Source organism: Microcystis viridis FACHB-1342 (assembly GCF_014698335.1).
Classification (GTDB): domain Bacteria; phylum Cyanobacteriota; class Cyanobacteriia; order Cyanobacteriales; family Microcystaceae; genus Microcystis; species Microcystis ichthyoblabe_A.
In genome coordinates this window covers 1-15,447 of the sequence record NZ_JACJSV010000090.1, presented here as the reverse complement: position 1 = coordinate 15,447, position 15,447 = coordinate 1, and the positions used below count along the sequence as shown (strand labels likewise).

Genomic DNA, 15,447 nt, shown 5'->3' with positions numbered 1-15,447 from the left:
GTCGGGACATATAAACAGTTATAAGGCTGGTCTGGGTTGACCTGTTAGATTCAGTCAGGGGACTGAAGACCTTACTAGGCGGTTATTTCGGGCATTTCAGCCCTATTTCATGCCTAAACGTTTCGCACTACTTTTCTTAACATAACTTAAAACTACCAGAGATAAAAAGAAGGGGGTGGCCAATCATTTTTTCAGCCCATTTACCCCCTCCTTGTCGTCTTGTTATTTAACAAACAACATTTCTTGATAGGTAGGCAGCGGCCAGAAATTGTCGGCCACTTCCCCTTCCAGTGTGTCAGCATATTCGCGCACCTTATCCATCAAGGGACGGATCGTTTGAGCGGAATGCTGCATATGTTCCTCGATCGAGTCAAAATCGTGTTTAGCAATGGCCTCACTCAGTTTGGCAACGCTATCCATCATTAACTTAATCAGATTCGAGACGGTTTGGGCGCTTTCCTTATTGATCTCGATGCCGATCGCCGCCGCATTAGAGATCGCCAAAGACAATTCCGACAAGTAGCGAACAGCAGCCGGATAAATAATCGTTTTAGCCATACTCACCACCAGTTTCGCCTCCACCTCGATGGCCAGTAAATACTGTTCTGCATAGACATCGAAACGACTTTCCAGTTCAACGGGGGTAAGCACACCCATGCGGGCAAACAGTTCTTCGATATAATCGGCCCTCAGCACGGGTAAAGCATCGGCAGTGGTGCGGAGATTAGCCAAACCGCGCTCTTCTACCGCCATTTTGTGCCATTCCGGGGAATATCCGTTACCTCCGAAGATCACATTTCTGTGTTTGTCCATGATCTCCTTGAGAACACCCTGGGCAGCAGTCTTGAGGTCTTCCCCTGCTTTCATCCGGCTTTCTAGGTTATCCGCCACCCAAGTCAGGGAATCGGCTAGAATCGTGTTCATCGCCACCAGCGGCCCGGAAACTGACTGATTAGAACCCACAGCGCGGAATTCAAAGCGATTGCCCGTAAAAGCAAAAGGAGAGGTACGATTGCGATCGCCAGGATCCTTGGGGAATACCGGCAGGGTATCGACACCGAGATCCATCAATCCCGGGGCATCAGAACCCTCAATTCGGCCTTGGCTAATTTGGTCGAATACCTTTTCTAACTGGCTGCCCAAATATACCGAAATAATGGCGGGGGGAGCTTCATTTGCCCCCAAACGGTGATCATTGCTGGCGGTAGCCACCACTGCGCGTAAAAGCGGCCCGTACTTGTGAACACCACGAATCACCGCCCCACAGAATAACAAAAACTGCATATTAGCGTGGGGAGTATCGCCCGGATCCAACAAATTGCCCTGGGTGGCGTTGCCGACAGACCAGTTAACGTGTTTTCCCGAACCGTTAATTCCTGCAAAGGGTTTTTCGTGCAGTAGGCAAACAAAACCGTGTTTTTTAGCCGTACTTTTCAGCAAAGTCATAATTAACTGCTGATGGTCACTGGCCACGTTAGCAGCCTCGAAAAAGGGCGCAATCTCGAACTGTCCGGGGGCGACTTCATTATGGCGGGTTTTGGCCGGAATGCCGAGGCGATACATTCTTTCCTCTACTTCCTGCATAAACACCTGAACCCGTTCGGGAATCGCGCCAAAATAATGATCGTCGAACTGTTGACCCTTAGCGGCGGGTTTACCAAATAGGGTGCGACCGGTGAGCAATAAATCGGGGCGACTATGGGCAAAATGAGCATCGACTAGGAAATATTCCTGTTCAGCGCCGCAGCTGGAGTTAACGGGGGCGACCTCCGTATGTCCTAAGAGCTTAAGCACCCTGGTGGCGGCTTTACTCATCGATGAAATCGAGCGTAAAAGCGGCGTTTTTTTGTCGAGGGCCTCTCCTGTCCAAGAGATGAAAACCGTGGGGATACACAGGGTGACACCATTATCCGTCTCCATGACGTAGGCCGGACTGGTGACATCCCAAGCGGTGTAACCCCGCGCTTCAAAGGTGGAGCGAAGGCCGCCGTTAGGAAAGGAGGACCCGTCCGGTTCCCCCTGTACTAAGACTTTGCCCGTAAATTCTGTGATCACTGAACCGTCGCTCTGCACGGAGATAAAACCATCGTGTTTTTCGGCGGTGGCGTTGGTCATCGGATAGAAGACGTGAGCATAGTACAGCGCCCCTTTGGACGTGGCCCAATCCTTCATCGCAGCCGCTACCGCACTGGCGATGGAAACGTCTAATTTTCCCCCGGTTAAAATCGTGTTTTTGACCGATTTGAATACATCTTTGGGAAGACTGGCCTGCATTTTGCTCAGGGTAAAAACATCGGTTGCCCACAGGGCCTCTAAACGCTGAGGAATTTTGCTAGGTAGGGGTTTACGATCCGTTACTTGAGAGATAGCTTGAACACGCGTTCCATAACTCATAAGTATTTTTCCTATTTTGTTGTGTCGTGGATGAAGGGTTACTTTACTTAGGCGATGACAAGTTTCCTACTGATTTTGATGTTGAATTCCGGTCAGAGGCTATTCTCCGCTTAATAATTTTGATCCCACGGCACAAGCTTCTCTGCGGTTTTTATCTGCTTGCGCCGGCCTCTTTTCCGATCAATGAGCAACACCAGCCTTAATCTTAAGAACAGATGATCGAGAGATTTGTATCAAACATTACAAATATCCTAAACCCGATCTTCCCCAAGCGATCGCACTGAGAAAACGGGTTTCTTTGAGAAACCCGTCTTCTGGACTTAAAAAAGCGATATTTGACAAAAATCGGGGGGGGGGGGGGGGGAAAAATGCTGGTGGAATTTGCCCAAAATTGCCCATGAATTTTACAACTAACTTCAAATCTCTCTCTCTGGCTGGTGTTGTCTTCGCTGGCACAGTTAGCGCGATCGCTGGAATGACTATCCTCCCCGTCCAAGCGCTGCCGATCATCTACAATCCCACTCCAACCTTAACGCTTAATGCAGGCACTGCTACTCCCACGATTGGAGCCTTAGTCAACACTGCCAACGGCAATGGGTTGACTGGACCTGGAAACGCTTTGCAGCAACAGCACGTCGGAGGTACCGATTTGTCTAATTTCTGGGGAGTACGTTTAGAAATCGGGACAACTCCTGCTGATGTCAATCTTGATTTTGATTTTGGCAGTTCTGTGTTCTTAGATACCTTGGCTTTGTGGAATTACAACGCTTTTAATACCACAGCTACTGATCGCGGAATCAAGGATTTCACACTAATTCTCTCCAATAACTCCGACTTTAGCAGTCCAGTTTATGTATCAGGAACCCTAACACTTCCCGAAGGCACTTCGAACAACATACCTGCCACACTTTTTTCCTTTCCTTTAATTCAAGCCCAATATGCTAGAATTGATGTAGCAAACAATTGGTTCGTTGGTTGGACAGCACCAGGGCCTATTGGTCTCTCTGAAGTTCGCTTTGCCCAGACTGTTCCTGTTCCTGAATCAAGTTCTGTCTTAGGTTTGCTGGCTTTAGGCTTACTGGGGGCGGGAGCGGCATTTAGGCGCCATTGGAACTGAGAAAACGGGTTTCTTTGAGAAGAAAAGGGGTTTCTTTGAGAAACCCCTTTTCTGAACTTTTGGCAGATCGCCTTAATTATGGAATTAGTTGGATTACAATTAGTTTAAGTGCCATTGGAACTGAGAAAACGGGTTTCTTTGAGAAACCCGTTTTCTGGAACAATCAATTCAAAGCAAGGACAAACCCATGAAATATCGCGTCTTAATTGAGCAAGATGAAGATGGCATTTATGTGGCTGAAGTTCCCTCCCTACCCGGCTGTATTTCTCAAGGCAATACCCGGGAAGAGTTACTCGCCAACATTCAGGAAGCAATTGCTTTATATCTAGAAAGCCTAGAAGCGCACAATGAACCGATTCCACCACCAATTTCTGAGGAACTGGTAGAGGTTAAATTATGAGTGAACTCCCTCCTATCGCTGGTCGCCAAGTCGTTAAAGCACTGGGCAAGATTGGCTACGAATTAGATCGGCAGCGAGGAAGTCATATCATACTCAGACAAAAAGCCTATCCCTATCGACGCATCACCATCCCTGACCATCGAGAAGTCGCTAAGGGAACGCTGAGATCTATCATTCGTCAAGCGGGATTGACAGTGGCAGAGTTTAAAACTCTCCTTTAGCTTAATTTGCCAGAGTCGAAACAACCGCTCATAAATCGCCAATTCAAAAATATACTATTAAACAATGTAAACGCTATATGAGTCAATCTGCTACTGCAATCAATACTAAACTAATTGATTCCCTTGCTCAAATTATCCTTTCTTTAACTGACGAAGAACAACAGCTTCTCCTACAAAAAATTCAGCATCCAGCCTTATCTGATGTCGATTTTCATCAAGGTTTTCCCTTTGATGTTCAAATTCCTAATACAGAAACGCTCGCCGCCATTGAAGAAGTAGAAAAACATCCTGAGCGTCTTAAGCGTTATACTAGCGTTGGGCAGATGTTCGAGGATTGGAACAGTGATTAAGACAACCCAAGTGTGGATGCCTGACTTGATGCGTAGTGTCGAAGAAATTAAACTTGAATGGAGTTAAATATGGATTTTGTAGTCGCTCAGCTAGAAAACGGGTTTCTTTGATAAACCCGTTTTCTGGAGAAACAGGGCAAAATTATCGCCAGAGTCAAAACAACTGATCATCAAATCGACAATCTTCGAGACAATCACCGAGCTTTATTCCTGTCAATGATGCTAACAAAATATCTAAAACAAGCAATGGAACTGGCAACCTATGAAGTTCTAGAAGACGGTACTTTTTATGGAGAAATTCCAGGATTTGAGGGAGTATATGCTAATGAAACAACCCTCGAAGCTACTAAGGAACAGTTACAGGAAGTTTTGGAAGGCTGGGTTATTTTAGGACTACGCTTACAGCATCAGTTACCGATTGTTGACGGTATCAATCTAACCCCTCAACAAAAAATCGCCTGATGCCACCTTTTGCCCCCATCAAAAGGAAAGAGTTAATTCGCCAGTTGAGAAAGCTGGGATTTTCTGGTCCTCTGGTAGGAGGAAATCATCAATATATGGTGCAGGGAAAGTTAAAAATCTGGATTTCTAATCCACACCAAGGAGATATCAGTAAAAGCTTGCTGGCTAAAATTTTACAACAAGCAAATATTAGTAGAGAAGAATGGGAAAAATTACGTTAAACAATTCTGTCTTGGAAAAGTTAAAAACTGTTCTCAATTGAGCAAGATGAAGATGGCAGAAAAGGGGTTTCTTTGAGAAACCCCTTTTCTGGACTGTCAATCTCTTGTCTCGATTAATTCGGGGACGAGTTCGGGAATAAAACCGGGTTCAGCTAAAGAACCGGTAACATGATGTTCAAAGACTTCTGCGGGGGGAAAAGTTTTCTTGACTTCCTGAGATTGCGGATCCGTAGAAGGTAGCCATTTAATTAGGGGTAAAGGTAGGAGAGTAGAGAGATTAGTAATCACTACCAATAACCAAAGGTTATCAAAATTAGTTTCGGTGACTCCCAACCAATGGGTTAATAAAGCTCCGATTTCTTGGGAAACTAATCCCGACATATTCCAGATGGACATTAATAAAGCGAATAGAGATGCTTCAATGCCCACCGGACAAAGACGGGCCGATAAAATTAAGACGGGTAAAAAGGCAATTTGTCCCATGACGGTGAGGATGAGACTATCCCCCAAACTAAACCAATGATCGTCAATACCGAGCGCTCGATTAGTATGGGTAACTAAGAGTAGGGTAGTCATCCCTAAAAGTGCAGAAATCACCGTACTCCAACCCAAAATTAAACGAAAGGAAATCGCTTTTAAAAAGCGTTGATATACCCAGATACCCAGGATCGAGGCTAAACTGGTGACTAAGCGCACTCGTCCTAAAAATTCTGGTTCAAATCCTAACTCGTTGGTGGTGAAGTAAAAAAAGGCAGAATCGGCGCTAGGAGTAGCCTGCCAGAGAAAAATAAAGGCAGTGGGTAATAAAATTGATTTTTGTCTAATTGCTGACCATAATTGCCCGATTTGCTCCTTGACTTTGGGCGTTGATTGTGCATCATTGTTATTCTTGATTTTTTCCTCTGTAATTAAAAACGCCATGGCTGAGGCAATCAGGGGAAAAATAGCGGTGAGAGCGAAGACAGGACGAGTGCCGAGGTGTGCCAGTAACCAACCACCGAGATAAGCCGTAATTAAGCCGCCTAGTGCCGATATTCCCCAAGTTAAGGACTGTAGAGAACCGGATTGAGTGAAGGACTCTCTGCGGGCCCTTTCTACTACCAAAGAATCGACGATGACATCACTAATGGTGACAGAAAGGGAACCAAGCAGGATCGCCGCCGCCGCTTGCCAAGCATTCTCCACCACAGTGGCTAGGGCCAACCAAGCTAAAACCCCAAGAATTCCCGATAAAATTAGGTAAGGGCGACGACGATAGCCGAAAATAGGCAAACCATCCGAAAGAAAGCCAAAAGCTGGTTTAATCACCCAAGGAATCGCCGCCACTCCGATTAATGCCCCCATCTGGGAGGGACTCAAGGCCAAATCGTCTTTTAAAAAGAAGCTAACCGCTAATCGGGAGAGTCCGAGAATGCCCTGGACGAAATAAACCCCTAAAATGCCGATTAATTCGGGATTAGGGTCATTTCCGAACAAGATAGTCTCTTTAAGGAATTTTTTCCCGCGATCGATGCTAAGGCGATTAATAAGCATGAAGTTTCATAAATATTTGTTACTGTCTCTATGATAATGATTGAGCGCTCGATCGGTGCGTTAGCTGTTAGGGTTTAACTGTTGAGCTTTAGGTTTTGGCGGTTGGGTATTGGGTTTTAGGGTTTTAGTTGAATTTCCCCATAAAAGGCTTATTGTCGTGTTATGGGGAAAGTTTTTTGCGATCGCTCTATTAATATACGGAAAGATTTTTTTTAATGTGTATTTGATGTGATACAGGGAAACTTTCCGTATAATCCTCAGTTAGGTTTACCAACAAAGGCGAGAGATGAAAAAAGTTCTAAACGTAGGTGGCAACAGCAAGGCGATTCCACTTCCGCCCCAATATTCAGAATTTGAACACTTGCTGCTCGATATTGACCCGAAAGGTTCACCAGATATTGTGTGCGATGCGCGTAATCTTACCACCCTTGAAAGTGGTCAGTTTGACGCTGTTTACTGCTCACATAACCTTGAACACTACTACCGACACGATGTACAGAGAGTCCTAGCTGGGTTCCTACACGTACTTAAGGACGGCGGTTTTGCACATATTCGGGTCCCGGACATCCAGGAACTGATGCGGATCACAATTGACAGGGGTTTAGATATTGATGATGTCCTGTATCAATCACCGGCAGGGCCAATTATGGTTCTAGATGTCCTTTACGGTTATAGCGTTGAAATCGAGCGCAGTAAAAAAGACTTTTTTGCCCATAAGACCGGTTTTACACATAAATCGTTGTTGAAAGCCTTGCAAAAGGCGGGCTTTTCAAAGATATATAGTGCCGCTCGCAATCTTGAAGTGTCTGCTTTGGCATTCAAAGTGGCGCCAGACCATGATACACGATTACTTTTCAACCTCCCTCCTGACTAACAGCAATCGTTTTGTATGGCCTACCTAGGGTTTGCTAAATAATGGTAAAACCCTTTCCAAATAAGGCTTTTGACCTGTTAAAACCCGATTTTAGTGAAAGAAAATAGTGCGATCGCTATTGCCGCAGCCGTAGGGTGCGTTCCCTAAGGTCAGTTCTACCACTGCACCGATCGATTTTGGGGAACGCACCCTACTCATTCATTAAAGTTGATAAGTCTAGGTAATCTAATATCCTCTGCCAGATTAGCACTTAATTGGGGATAGATCATCTACTTCTTACATTAGTATGATCGCTGCTCTGGTAGTGGTGGAGGGTTCATAAAAAAATGTGCTAATCGGCATAACAGGCTTATTTTGATGTTGTCGGGAAATTTTCTTGCGATCGCTCTATTTGAGAGTAATATAGGGAAAGATTTTTTTTTAAATGTGTATTTGGTGTGATATACAGAAAGTTTCCGTATAATATGGTCAGGCGTGCAACTAAAAAAGGGGTTTCAAACTAACGTGGGAATAATTGAGACAGTTATAGCGGGCATTATCGTTGCAGCAATTTTGAGTATTACAAAGTTTGTCGTCAAGTCAAATGGTATTTCTTAATTGCCATCTCAAATAGTCTCTAATTCCTTATTAGTAGATAATCAAGATGAACTATATAGAAAATTAATAAAGCACAGAGAAATATTATGAGGCTGTCATTCCCATCTGGAGCCATAGTTCTCTCAAATCTCGTATAACTCCTGTAACCATCTCAAAAAATTTGCTGATTGGGGATGGGATTGATTAAGTATTCTTTGTTTTACTGCATCGTGAAGTTGTTTCCCCGGCGGATCTTGCCAAGCTAAATAGGTATGAATATTAGCCTTATCTAGATGATAATCTCTATAGGTTGCCCCTTGTTGTTTTGCCTCTATCACCTTGTTTTGTGTATATTGCCAAAGATTATTATCGGGAACTAAATAGGCTAAAAAAGTCTCTAACATTCCTCTAGATTGATTATCGGGCATCATCCACACACCGAATTTTATACCCGATTCTAGAGTTATAATTAATCCCGCTGCTGGTAAATTTTGAGGGAAGTTAGGGATATTTGGTAAACAGGCATTATATAAACTTTTCCAACGATTATCAGGTTCTTCGTCTGCATCTATGACAATTCCTAAATGAGTTAGTCCGTTAGGAGTTTTTAGTTGTGCAGAGATGTATTTAGGTTTTAGTAAATTTTCAACACCATCACAATTTATGATATTCAGTGGCTCTTCCCCTCTATTCCAAGTAACTCCATTTGCTTCCATTAATTGGGGAATAACTCTCAATTCCTCTGCACCTTCTACTAATAACTTTTTTGTCTCTATTTTAGGCATTGTTACCGCACCTCAAGATTACTTGTAGCGGCAATAACAATTTCTTCTGGATCAAAGATTACAGATTGGCTTTTTTCCTTATCTATCCTTTGAATAGTAATCTCGTTATCGGTAATTTTTTCTTCGGTAATTAATTCGGCTAAACTTTGCCAACAATCCCGGCTGTGAGTGGTGGCGAATACCTGAATATTGAGTTTTTTAGCGGTTTCCCAGACTACTTTCCACATATCAGTCATGACAGTAAAATGCAAACCGCTATCAATTTCATCAACTAATAAAATTCCATTTTCAAGATTAACCATCGCTAAAACTAATCCTAACATTCGCCAAAATCCATCACCTAAACTGCCAACCGGAACTGGTTCTTCTACTCCTTTAAGTTTAACCATAAATCCCCCACGTCCTCCCGATGTACTACTAAATACTGGAGGTTGAAATTCTTCGGTAGTCGCAATTTTTTCTATTTTAGGTTCAATGATTTTTAAAGCTTCGATAACTAGGTTATCCGTAGAGTTAAGCAGACTTTGACTGAAAAAATATCTGTTTGTATTAACTGCTATAGATTGAGGAGGAATCCAAAATAATTCTAGTTTTTTAAAATCGTGAGACGGTTTGTTATCGGTTAAATTTATCTGTAAAATTTCTTCTTCAGGTGATAAAGAATAGACTTTTTGCTGATGCTCAAATTCAACCACTAAGCAAAAACTGCCTATGGATTGTAAATTATTTTTATTGACTTTAGAGAGTAATTCTTTAGATGTAGATTGAATACTTAAAATCACCCGATTGGCTGGTTTATCTGGTTCATAAATCACTATTTTTTGATGATCCTTTAGTAAGTATTTATAGAATAAATTTTTTATCTGATAAAATTGCTCTTTCGCACCGGGAAGATTAGCTGAATCTATATGAGAATACTCGCCCCGATGATTAAGAATTCTTTGTATTTCTCCTGTATTAAATTTAGAAACATAAATAAGAATCGCTTCTAAAATAGAAGTTTTACCGCTATTATTTTTACCTACTAAGAGATTAATTCGACCAAGATTGGCCATCTCAAAATTTTGAAAACCGCGAAAGCCTTCAATTTTTAGGGATTGTAACATAAGTAATTACCCCGGATTTTCCGTTATTAAATCTAGTTTATCTAAACCTCAGAAAACACCTCAATTAATGACAGAGCAGCACCATGGCGATACCGATACCCAAACTTAAACCGACCAGCACCTGAAAAGGAGTATGACCAATTAATTCCTTTAAACGTTCCTCGTTAAATTCCTTGCCCTCCTGGAACATTTCATCGATAATTTGATTGAGAATCCGGGCCTGTTTTCCTGCTGCCTGACGCACTCCGGCCGCATCATACATAACAATAACCGCAAAAAGCGCAGCGATTGCAAATTCGGCACTAGACCAACCCATCTGTAATCCTACCCCAGTAGCCAAGGCCCCCACCAGTGCCGAGTGAGCGCTAGGCATTCCCCCCGACGAGACTAGATAGCGCAGACTCACCTTACCATCGCGGATTAACTCAATCAGCGCTTTTAGTCCCTGGGCAGTGAAACAAGCTAAAAGAGAGACTAGCAGTATTTGATTGTGTAACACCTGCTCGAAGTCCTGCATAATCTCATTCGTTTAATTTAATTTTTACGATTAACAATATACTCGGCGATGGCCCGTAAAGGTTCAGCAGCCTCATCGTAGCTACTCAATTCACCAATGGCACTATCTATTAAATGTTGAGCTTGCTGTCGGGACCCTTCTATCCCCCAGAGACTGGGATAGGTAGCTTTTTGTGCCTGTAGATCCTTACCGGCGGTTTTACCCAATTCCTCCTTGGTCGCCGTGATATCGAGAACATCATCGATAATTTGGAAAGCCAAGCCAATATTTTGGGCATAACGGGCTAATTTAGCTATATCTTCCCCTTTTGCCCCCGCTAAAACTGCCCCCGACACCACAGAAGTCTCCAACAGAGCCCCCGTTTTCTGAGTATGGATAAAACCGAGAGTTTCTGCCGAAATATCTGGTTTTCCTTCGGATTCCAAGTCTAAAACCTGACCTCCCACCAAACCCGCTGCCCCGACAGTGCGACCTAAACGGGCAATTACCTCTAAAATCTGTAGGGGAGGTACATTAAGAGTCTGGGTAGCCACATACTCGAAAGCGTAGGCTAGGAGACCATCCCCCGCTAAAATAGCGATATCTTCGCCAAAAACCTTATGATTGGTTAATTTCCCGCGTCGGTAATCATCGTTATCCATGGCGGGTAAATCGTCATGAATTAATGACATAGTGTGAATCATTTCTAGGGCGCAAGCGGTGGGTAAAGCCATCTCTAGGGAACCCCCCATCAATTCACAGGTAGCCAGACATAAAATCGGCCGCAGACGTTTGCCACCGGCGAGGAGAGAATAGCGCATCGCCTCGTAGATTTTGGCAGGATTGCCGATAACTAAAGAGCTATCCAAAGCTGACTCGACAATCAACCGCTTTTCCTCCAGATAGGAAGCCAGAGAAAAGTTCTCGTTTTTCCTCACTTCTACTCCTCGTTCGCCCCTAGTAACCATGTCTTTTTGTCTTGAACCGACTGCTTTTAAAACTATATCAGGAAACTCCACCTCGATGGGAATTAAACTGATTGCTCCCTTGTCCCCTAAGCTGTTGACTGTCTAAATTACGCCTTCAGACTACATGGCAGCGCCGCAGTTGCTATTCTGAACATTTGTACTAAAATTCCCCAGGCCGAGAGAGGTCAATTTTTTTTTGATGCCTATTTTCTCTTTTACCTGAAAAAATACCTCCCCCAGTCCAGAGATTAGCGAAAAACGGGTGATACAATTGAATTTCGCCGCAGTTATCCTGGGAGATGTTGAAGTTTTGATGATTCGGTCAAACTTCCGTTTTCTTAGCTTGCAGTTGAGAAATTTCTCGATTAACCTATAATTAGGATTATCCTAGAAATATATTGTATGCTGCCAGGGCAAATTTTAGGCGATCGATACCAAATTCAAAATCAGTTAGGTAAACAAACTGGAAGACGCACTTTTCTCGCCCAAGATCTAAAAACGGGCGCTACTGTTGTCGTCAAATTATTAATCTTCAGTCCCGATTTTGAATGGACAGATTTAAAACTTTTTGAACGGGAGGCCGAAACTCTTAAACATCTAGATTGTCGCTCGATTCCCGAATATATCGACTATTTTGAAGTTCGTACCGATACCTATCAAGGTTTTGCCCTTGTTCAGAGTTATATCGAGGCTAAATCTCTCAAGGAACAGATAGAAAATGGCCGCAAATTTAGTGAATCAGACCTGCAAGAATTAGCTAAATCTATCCTCGGTATTTTAATTTATCTCCATGGACTTAACCCGCCAATTATCCACCGGGATTTGAAACCTAGTAATATCTTATTAAAAGATCGATCGGGTCATAGTATCGGTAATGTTTATTTAATTGATTTTGGTTCTGTCCAGACTGTTTCCCAACAGGGACAGGCCACTTTAACTATCGTCGGAACCTACGGTTATATGCCCCCCGAACAATTCGGTGGTCGCACCGTTGCCGCTTCTGATTTATACAGTTTAGGAGCCACTTTAATCTATCTAGCTACAGGCATTCATCCCGCCGATTTACCCCAAAAAGATGGCAAGATTCAATTAAATAATTTAGCCAATTTAAGCCCTGCTTTTGTTCATTGGTTAGGACAGTTAATTGAACCTAGTCTCGAAAAAAGGTTTGTTTCAGCACAGACAGCCAATCAAGCTTTAAATACTCTCCACGAAATGCAATTAACTTCCTTCAACCTTGAAAAACCCGCAGGGAGTCGGGTACATTTGCAAAAAAGCGAGGAGAAAATTAAAATATCTTTACCTCCCGAAGGTTTTACCCCTAAATTAATTTATCTTGGAACCTTTGCCATCGCTTGGAATGCTTTTTTATTAGTATGGACAGGAGGAGCAGTTTCCATTCCTCTGTGGATGAGTTGGTTTTTTCTGCTCTTTTCCTGGCCTTTTTGGTTTGTGGGTTTAGGAATGCTTTACCAGATTATTTATTGTCTCAAAGGGGAGGAAATTATAACTATTAATAGTCAAGAAATTGTTACCATTCAGCGAATTTGGGGTTTGACACTTCCAGGCAAAAAGAAAATGGCACGGGAATATATTAATAAACTGGTGAAAGCTGATAGTTATCATACCAAAGATGGTGATGGCGATCGAGTTTATGTGCCGATGGCTTTAACTATTTGGGCGGGGACTAAAGAATATACTATTAGCAGTAAGACAAAAGAATATCTGAGTCAACCTGAAATTGAATGGTTAGCAGCGGAATTAAGCCAATGGTTAGGAATACCAATTACTAATAAGTAGCCAGTTACAATCAGCTTTTTTCTCCCTTCTCCCCACTCCCCCACTGATTACTGATTACTGCTTACTGAAAAAGTTTCCCACTTCCCACCTCCTGATATAGACGAACTGTCTGTGATCAGTGTAAAATTTTATGAAGGGTCTGGGTTTTTTTCTCCCTTTTCCTGAGAAATGCCCCAGAGCCAGTGACTAAAATCAAAATTGTGCATCCCATCGATAATTAAGTTTATGAGCGCCACTATTACCGTAGAAAAACGCAAATTAGAAAAACCCCCTTTAGAACTGCATTATCTCGGCGATCGAGTCTTGCGTCAACCGGCCAAGCGGATTGCTAAGGTCGATGACAGCATTCGCCAATTAGCCAAAGAAATGCTGCAAACTATGTATAGTTCCAATGGTATCGGTTTAGCGGCTCCGCAAGTGGCAGTCAATAAACAATTGATTGTCATCGATTGTGAACCCGATAAACCCGAAAATACGCCCTTAATTCTGATTAATCCCCAAATTATCGGTTATAGTCGGGAATTGTGCAAAGCGGAAGAGGGTTGTTTGAGTATTCCCGATGTGTTTTTAGATGTCATCCGTCCCCAAGCGATCGAAGTGAGTTATAAAGATGAACAGGGGAAACCGCGAAAACTGCAAGCTAACGGTTTACTAGCGCGGGTAATTCAACACGAAATGGATCATCTTAATGGTGTCATGTTCGTGGACAGAGTAGATAACGATTTGGCACTCAATGAAGAATTAAAAAAACACGGTTTTTCCGTGCAAGCGGTGAAACCGGTCGAGAAAGTGACAAAATAAAGGCATTAGTTAATTTAGGTGAGGAGTGAAAATGACCCCGAAAAGCGGCGTTTTATTGTTATTATCCTGTATTGCAGCGATCGCTGGTGTGGGTTGTGTCTTTGAAATTAGTTCGGGAGAACCGGATTTAGGCAATACCACCACTGGCTTAATTCTAGCGGCAAGTGTACCATTAACAGCCCTATTTTTTTGGGCGGCGGTTAAAGACACGAGAGCCAATTACAAATAGAATAAATTCCCCTCGTTTATCTAAAAATTGGCATAATTTTCACGAGCAGAAGAGAGAATTTATTTCTCTCTTTTGTCTGTTTTAATTACAGGATAAATTGCCAGAAAAAGTTAAGTATCTCAGCAAAATTAAGAGGTACTTAGAATTGTGCTTACCCATAGCCGAGAGTTGGATATGTTCCGCTTCAAGCAACAAGTCTTCAGTCTCATAGTCGTTGTCAGCTTTATCTGCATAAACAACGCTACCGACTGGTAAATCGAAGGAAAATACTCTCAAACCTCTAACATCAGCAAATAAACCGGTCGAGAGAAAAAATTCCACAGGCTCTCCTGTTTCTGTAACCATCAGATGAATTTTAATGCCATAGAAATATCGCTTCTTACTGGCTTGATAACCTCGATAAGCCTCGTCACCACCATAGATTTTTGACCTTGGCACGCCAATTGATAATTTTTACTAATATATTGCTGACAACCCTTTGCTGGTAAGGACTCTAGCTACAATGATTGATTTTTATCAAGGTGAAGAATTGTAATTTATTTTCTCAGAAAAAATCAATTACTGAAAATAGTTGTCAATAGTAGTTCCTACAATGACAGTTTTTCGTCAAAACATCTTGGGGAATGTAAAAATATATAAAAATATATGAAGATGTGCGGAATATCGGCTAGAATCATCAGTGCAACTTAGTTTTTTTGCTAGGGATTATGGGTGATTTCAAGCATCAAGTTGACCAAGGGATAAAACAGGTAAATCAGTTGGCTGATCAAGCAATTGACAGTATTAAGGACAATGTGCAGCAGATCAGCGAACATCCTACCAAACTGGTGGATATGGGCGCAGGCATGGCAGGTGGCATGGCTGGTGCCACAGCCGGAGAGGTAATTGGAGGTACTGTTGGGGCAGTATTAGGCCCAGTAGGCGTGATCGCTGGTGCCCAGGTAGGCGGACTGGTTGGGGATGTATTGGCAGGATATGAAGCCAGTCATCTTTCCCATCAGATGCTGCATCCAGGGACTTCCAGAGAATAAAATACCCAACAAAAAAATAGAAAAGTGTTTTTTTGAAAAAGTAATTATTTTTGTCTAGGAAAACAAAGAGTCTCCCATTACAA

At 42.7% G+C, this 15,447-nt stretch carries 19 protein-coding genes; 11 read left to right on the top strand and 8 right to left on the bottom strand.

From position 1 onward, the window contains the following. Positions 1-222: 222 nt before the first annotated feature. The gene (locus H6G40_RS20755; RefSeq protein ID WP_069475112.1) at positions 223-2,394 is read right to left on the bottom strand and encodes a glutamine synthetase III family protein; all 2,172 of its coding nucleotides are present in this window, start codon (positions 2,392-2,394) and stop codon (positions 223-225) included. A 240-nt stretch (positions 2,395-2,634) separates the two neighbouring features. Further along, complete coding sequence (locus tag H6G40_RS20750) at positions 2,635-2,793, bottom strand: hypothetical protein (RefSeq protein WP_190538206.1); 159 nt, start codon at positions 2,791-2,793, stop codon at positions 2,635-2,637. Between H6G40_RS20750 and H6G40_RS20745 the strand changes: the two genes are divergently transcribed. From H6G40_RS20745 to H6G40_RS20720, 6 genes are all read left to right on the top strand, one after another. Then, positions 2,792-3,511, top strand: coding sequence for a PEP-CTERM sorting domain-containing protein (locus H6G40_RS20745; RefSeq protein WP_002773679.1), 720 nt, complete (start codon positions 2,792-2,794; stop codon positions 3,509-3,511). The genes H6G40_RS20750 and H6G40_RS20745 overlap by 2 nt on opposite strands. A 187-nt stretch (positions 3,512-3,698) precedes the next feature. Continuing rightward, positions 3,699-3,911 carry a type II toxin-antitoxin system HicB family antitoxin gene (locus tag H6G40_RS20740; RefSeq protein ID WP_002734412.1) on the top strand — a complete coding sequence of 71 codons (213 nt, stop codon included), beginning with the start codon at positions 3,699-3,701 and terminating at the stop codon, positions 3,909-3,911. Further along, positions 3,908-4,132, top strand: coding sequence for a type II toxin-antitoxin system HicA family toxin (locus H6G40_RS20735; protein ID WP_002733933.1), 225 nt, complete (start codon positions 3,908-3,910; stop codon positions 4,130-4,132). Before H6G40_RS20740 ends, H6G40_RS20735 begins: the two co-directional genes overlap by 4 nt. 77 nt (positions 4,133-4,209) lie before the next feature. Continuing rightward, positions 4,210-4,482, top strand: coding sequence for a hypothetical protein (locus tag H6G40_RS20730; RefSeq protein ID WP_002773681.1), 273 nt, complete (start codon positions 4,210-4,212; stop codon positions 4,480-4,482). 216 nt (positions 4,483-4,698) lie between these two features. After that, positions 4,699-4,944: a type II toxin-antitoxin system HicB family antitoxin gene (locus H6G40_RS20725; RefSeq protein WP_002753457.1), complete on the top strand. Its 246-nt coding sequence runs from the start codon at positions 4,699-4,701 to the stop codon at positions 4,942-4,944. Further along, positions 4,944-5,165: a type II toxin-antitoxin system HicA family toxin gene (locus H6G40_RS20720; RefSeq protein WP_190538205.1), complete on the top strand. Its 222-nt coding sequence runs from the start codon at positions 4,944-4,946 to the stop codon at positions 5,163-5,165. The genes H6G40_RS20725 and H6G40_RS20720 overlap by 1 nt, the downstream gene beginning before the upstream one ends. A 96-nt stretch (positions 5,166-5,261) precedes the next feature. Here H6G40_RS20720 and H6G40_RS20715 read toward each other — a convergent pair whose 3' ends face one another. Then, positions 5,262-6,698 (bottom strand): folate/biopterin family MFS transporter, encoded by a 1,437-nt coding sequence (locus tag H6G40_RS20715; protein ID WP_190538204.1) that lies wholly within the window; start codon positions 6,696-6,698, stop codon positions 5,262-5,264. Positions 6,699-6,984: 286 nt separating this feature from the next. Here H6G40_RS20715 and H6G40_RS20710 point away from each other — a divergent pair, with 286 nt between their 5' ends. After that, on the top strand, positions 6,985-7,572 hold the full coding sequence (locus H6G40_RS20710; protein ID WP_002741783.1) for a class I SAM-dependent methyltransferase: 588 nt from the start codon (positions 6,985-6,987) through the stop codon (positions 7,570-7,572). A gap of 719 nt (positions 7,573-8,291) precedes the next feature. On the opposite strand, the gene H6G40_RS20705 is transcribed toward H6G40_RS20710, so the two are convergent. From H6G40_RS20705 to crtE, 4 genes are all read right to left on the bottom strand, one after another. Further along, positions 8,292-8,933, bottom strand: a complete 642-nt coding sequence (locus H6G40_RS20705; protein ID WP_002732484.1) for a DUF3226 domain-containing protein — start codon at positions 8,931-8,933, stop codon at positions 8,292-8,294. A 2-nt stretch (positions 8,934-8,935) separates the two neighbouring features. Further along, a complete protein-coding gene (locus tag H6G40_RS20700; protein ID WP_002732558.1) occupies positions 8,936-10,039 on the bottom strand; it encodes an AAA family ATPase in 1,104 nt (367 codons plus the stop codon). Between the two features lie 64 nt (positions 10,040-10,103). Beyond that, on the bottom strand, positions 10,104-10,556 hold the full coding sequence (locus H6G40_RS20695) for a divergent PAP2 family protein (RefSeq protein WP_002748827.1): 453 nt from the start codon (positions 10,554-10,556) through the stop codon (positions 10,104-10,106). 17 nt (positions 10,557-10,573) lie between these two features. Beyond that, on the bottom strand, positions 10,574-11,503 hold the full coding sequence (gene crtE / locus H6G40_RS20690; RefSeq protein ID WP_190538203.1) for a geranylgeranyl diphosphate synthase CrtE: 930 nt from the start codon (positions 11,501-11,503) through the stop codon (positions 10,574-10,576). Between the two features lie 402 nt (positions 11,504-11,905). Here crtE and H6G40_RS20685 point away from each other — a divergent pair, with 402 nt between their 5' ends. The 3 genes from H6G40_RS20685 (at position 11,906) to H6G40_RS20675 (ending at position 14,333) form a co-directional block, all read left to right on the top strand. Beyond that, positions 11,906-13,303, top strand: a complete 1,398-nt coding sequence (locus H6G40_RS20685; protein WP_190538202.1) for a serine/threonine protein kinase — start codon at positions 11,906-11,908, stop codon at positions 13,301-13,303. A 225-nt stretch (positions 13,304-13,528) separates the two neighbouring features. Continuing rightward, positions 13,529-14,104, top strand: coding sequence for a peptide deformylase (def, locus tag H6G40_RS20680; protein WP_069475026.1), 576 nt, complete (start codon positions 13,529-13,531; stop codon positions 14,102-14,104). 31 nt (positions 14,105-14,135) lie between these two features. Continuing rightward, positions 14,136-14,333: a hypothetical protein gene (locus H6G40_RS20675; protein WP_002731987.1), complete on the top strand. Its 198-nt coding sequence runs from the start codon at positions 14,136-14,138 to the stop codon at positions 14,331-14,333. An 81-nt stretch (positions 14,334-14,414) separates the two neighbouring features. On the opposite strand, the gene H6G40_RS20670 is transcribed toward H6G40_RS20675, so the two are convergent. Continuing rightward, positions 14,415-14,771: a transposase gene (locus H6G40_RS20670; RefSeq protein ID WP_002733920.1), complete on the bottom strand. Its 357-nt coding sequence runs from the start codon at positions 14,769-14,771 to the stop codon at positions 14,415-14,417. A gap of 269 nt (positions 14,772-15,040) precedes the next feature. Between H6G40_RS20670 and H6G40_RS20665 the strand changes: the two genes are divergently transcribed. Beyond that, positions 15,041-15,364: a hypothetical protein gene (locus tag H6G40_RS20665; protein ID WP_242028814.1), complete on the top strand. Its 324-nt coding sequence runs from the start codon at positions 15,041-15,043 to the stop codon at positions 15,362-15,364. The last annotated feature ends 83 nt before the right edge of the window (positions 15,365-15,447 follow it).

Bases quoted from the DNA above. Each gene is read 5' to 3' on its own strand.
- H6G40_RS20755 (WP_069475112.1), bottom strand. From the start codon at position 2,394: ATGAGTTATGGAACGCGTGTTCAAGCTATCTCTCAAGTAACGGATCGT.
- H6G40_RS20745 (WP_002773679.1), top strand. From the start codon at position 2,792: ATGAATTTTACAACTAACTTCAAATCTCTCTCTCTGGCTGGTGTTGTC.
- H6G40_RS20750 (WP_190538206.1), bottom strand. From the start codon at position 2,793: ATGGGCAATTTTGGGCAAATTCCACCAGCATTTTTCCCCCCCCCCCCC.
- H6G40_RS20740 (WP_002734412.1), top strand. From the start codon at position 3,699: ATGAAATATCGCGTCTTAATTGAGCAAGATGAAGATGGCATTTATGTG.
- H6G40_RS20735 (WP_002733933.1), top strand. From the start codon at position 3,908: ATGAGTGAACTCCCTCCTATCGCTGGTCGCCAAGTCGTTAAAGCACTG.
- H6G40_RS20730 (WP_002773681.1), top strand. From the start codon at position 4,210: ATGAGTCAATCTGCTACTGCAATCAATACTAAACTAATTGATTCCCTT.
- H6G40_RS20725 (WP_002753457.1), top strand. From the start codon at position 4,699: ATGATGCTAACAAAATATCTAAAACAAGCAATGGAACTGGCAACCTAT.
- H6G40_RS20720 (WP_190538205.1), top strand. From the start codon at position 4,944: ATGCCACCTTTTGCCCCCATCAAAAGGAAAGAGTTAATTCGCCAGTTG.
- H6G40_RS20715 (WP_190538204.1), bottom strand. From the start codon at position 6,698: ATGCTTATTAATCGCCTTAGCATCGATCGCGGGAAAAAATTCCTTAAA.
- H6G40_RS20710 (WP_002741783.1), top strand. From the start codon at position 6,985: ATGAAAAAAGTTCTAAACGTAGGTGGCAACAGCAAGGCGATTCCACTT.
- H6G40_RS20705 (WP_002732484.1), bottom strand. From the start codon at position 8,933: ATGCCTAAAATAGAGACAAAAAAGTTATTAGTAGAAGGTGCAGAGGAA.
- H6G40_RS20700 (WP_002732558.1), bottom strand. From the start codon at position 10,039: ATGTTACAATCCCTAAAAATTGAAGGCTTTCGCGGTTTTCAAAATTTT.
- H6G40_RS20695 (WP_002748827.1), bottom strand. From the start codon at position 10,556: ATGCAGGACTTCGAGCAGGTGTTACACAATCAAATACTGCTAGTCTCT.
- crtE (WP_190538203.1), bottom strand. From the start codon at position 11,503: ATGGTTACTAGGGGCGAACGAGGAGTAGAAGTGAGGAAAAACGAGAAC.
- H6G40_RS20685 (WP_190538202.1), top strand. From the start codon at position 11,906: ATGCTGCCAGGGCAAATTTTAGGCGATCGATACCAAATTCAAAATCAG.
- def (WP_069475026.1), top strand. From the start codon at position 13,529: ATGAGCGCCACTATTACCGTAGAAAAACGCAAATTAGAAAAACCCCCT.
- H6G40_RS20675 (WP_002731987.1), top strand. From the start codon at position 14,136: ATGACCCCGAAAAGCGGCGTTTTATTGTTATTATCCTGTATTGCAGCG.
- H6G40_RS20665 (WP_242028814.1), top strand. From the start codon at position 15,041: ATGGGTGATTTCAAGCATCAAGTTGACCAAGGGATAAAACAGGTAAAT.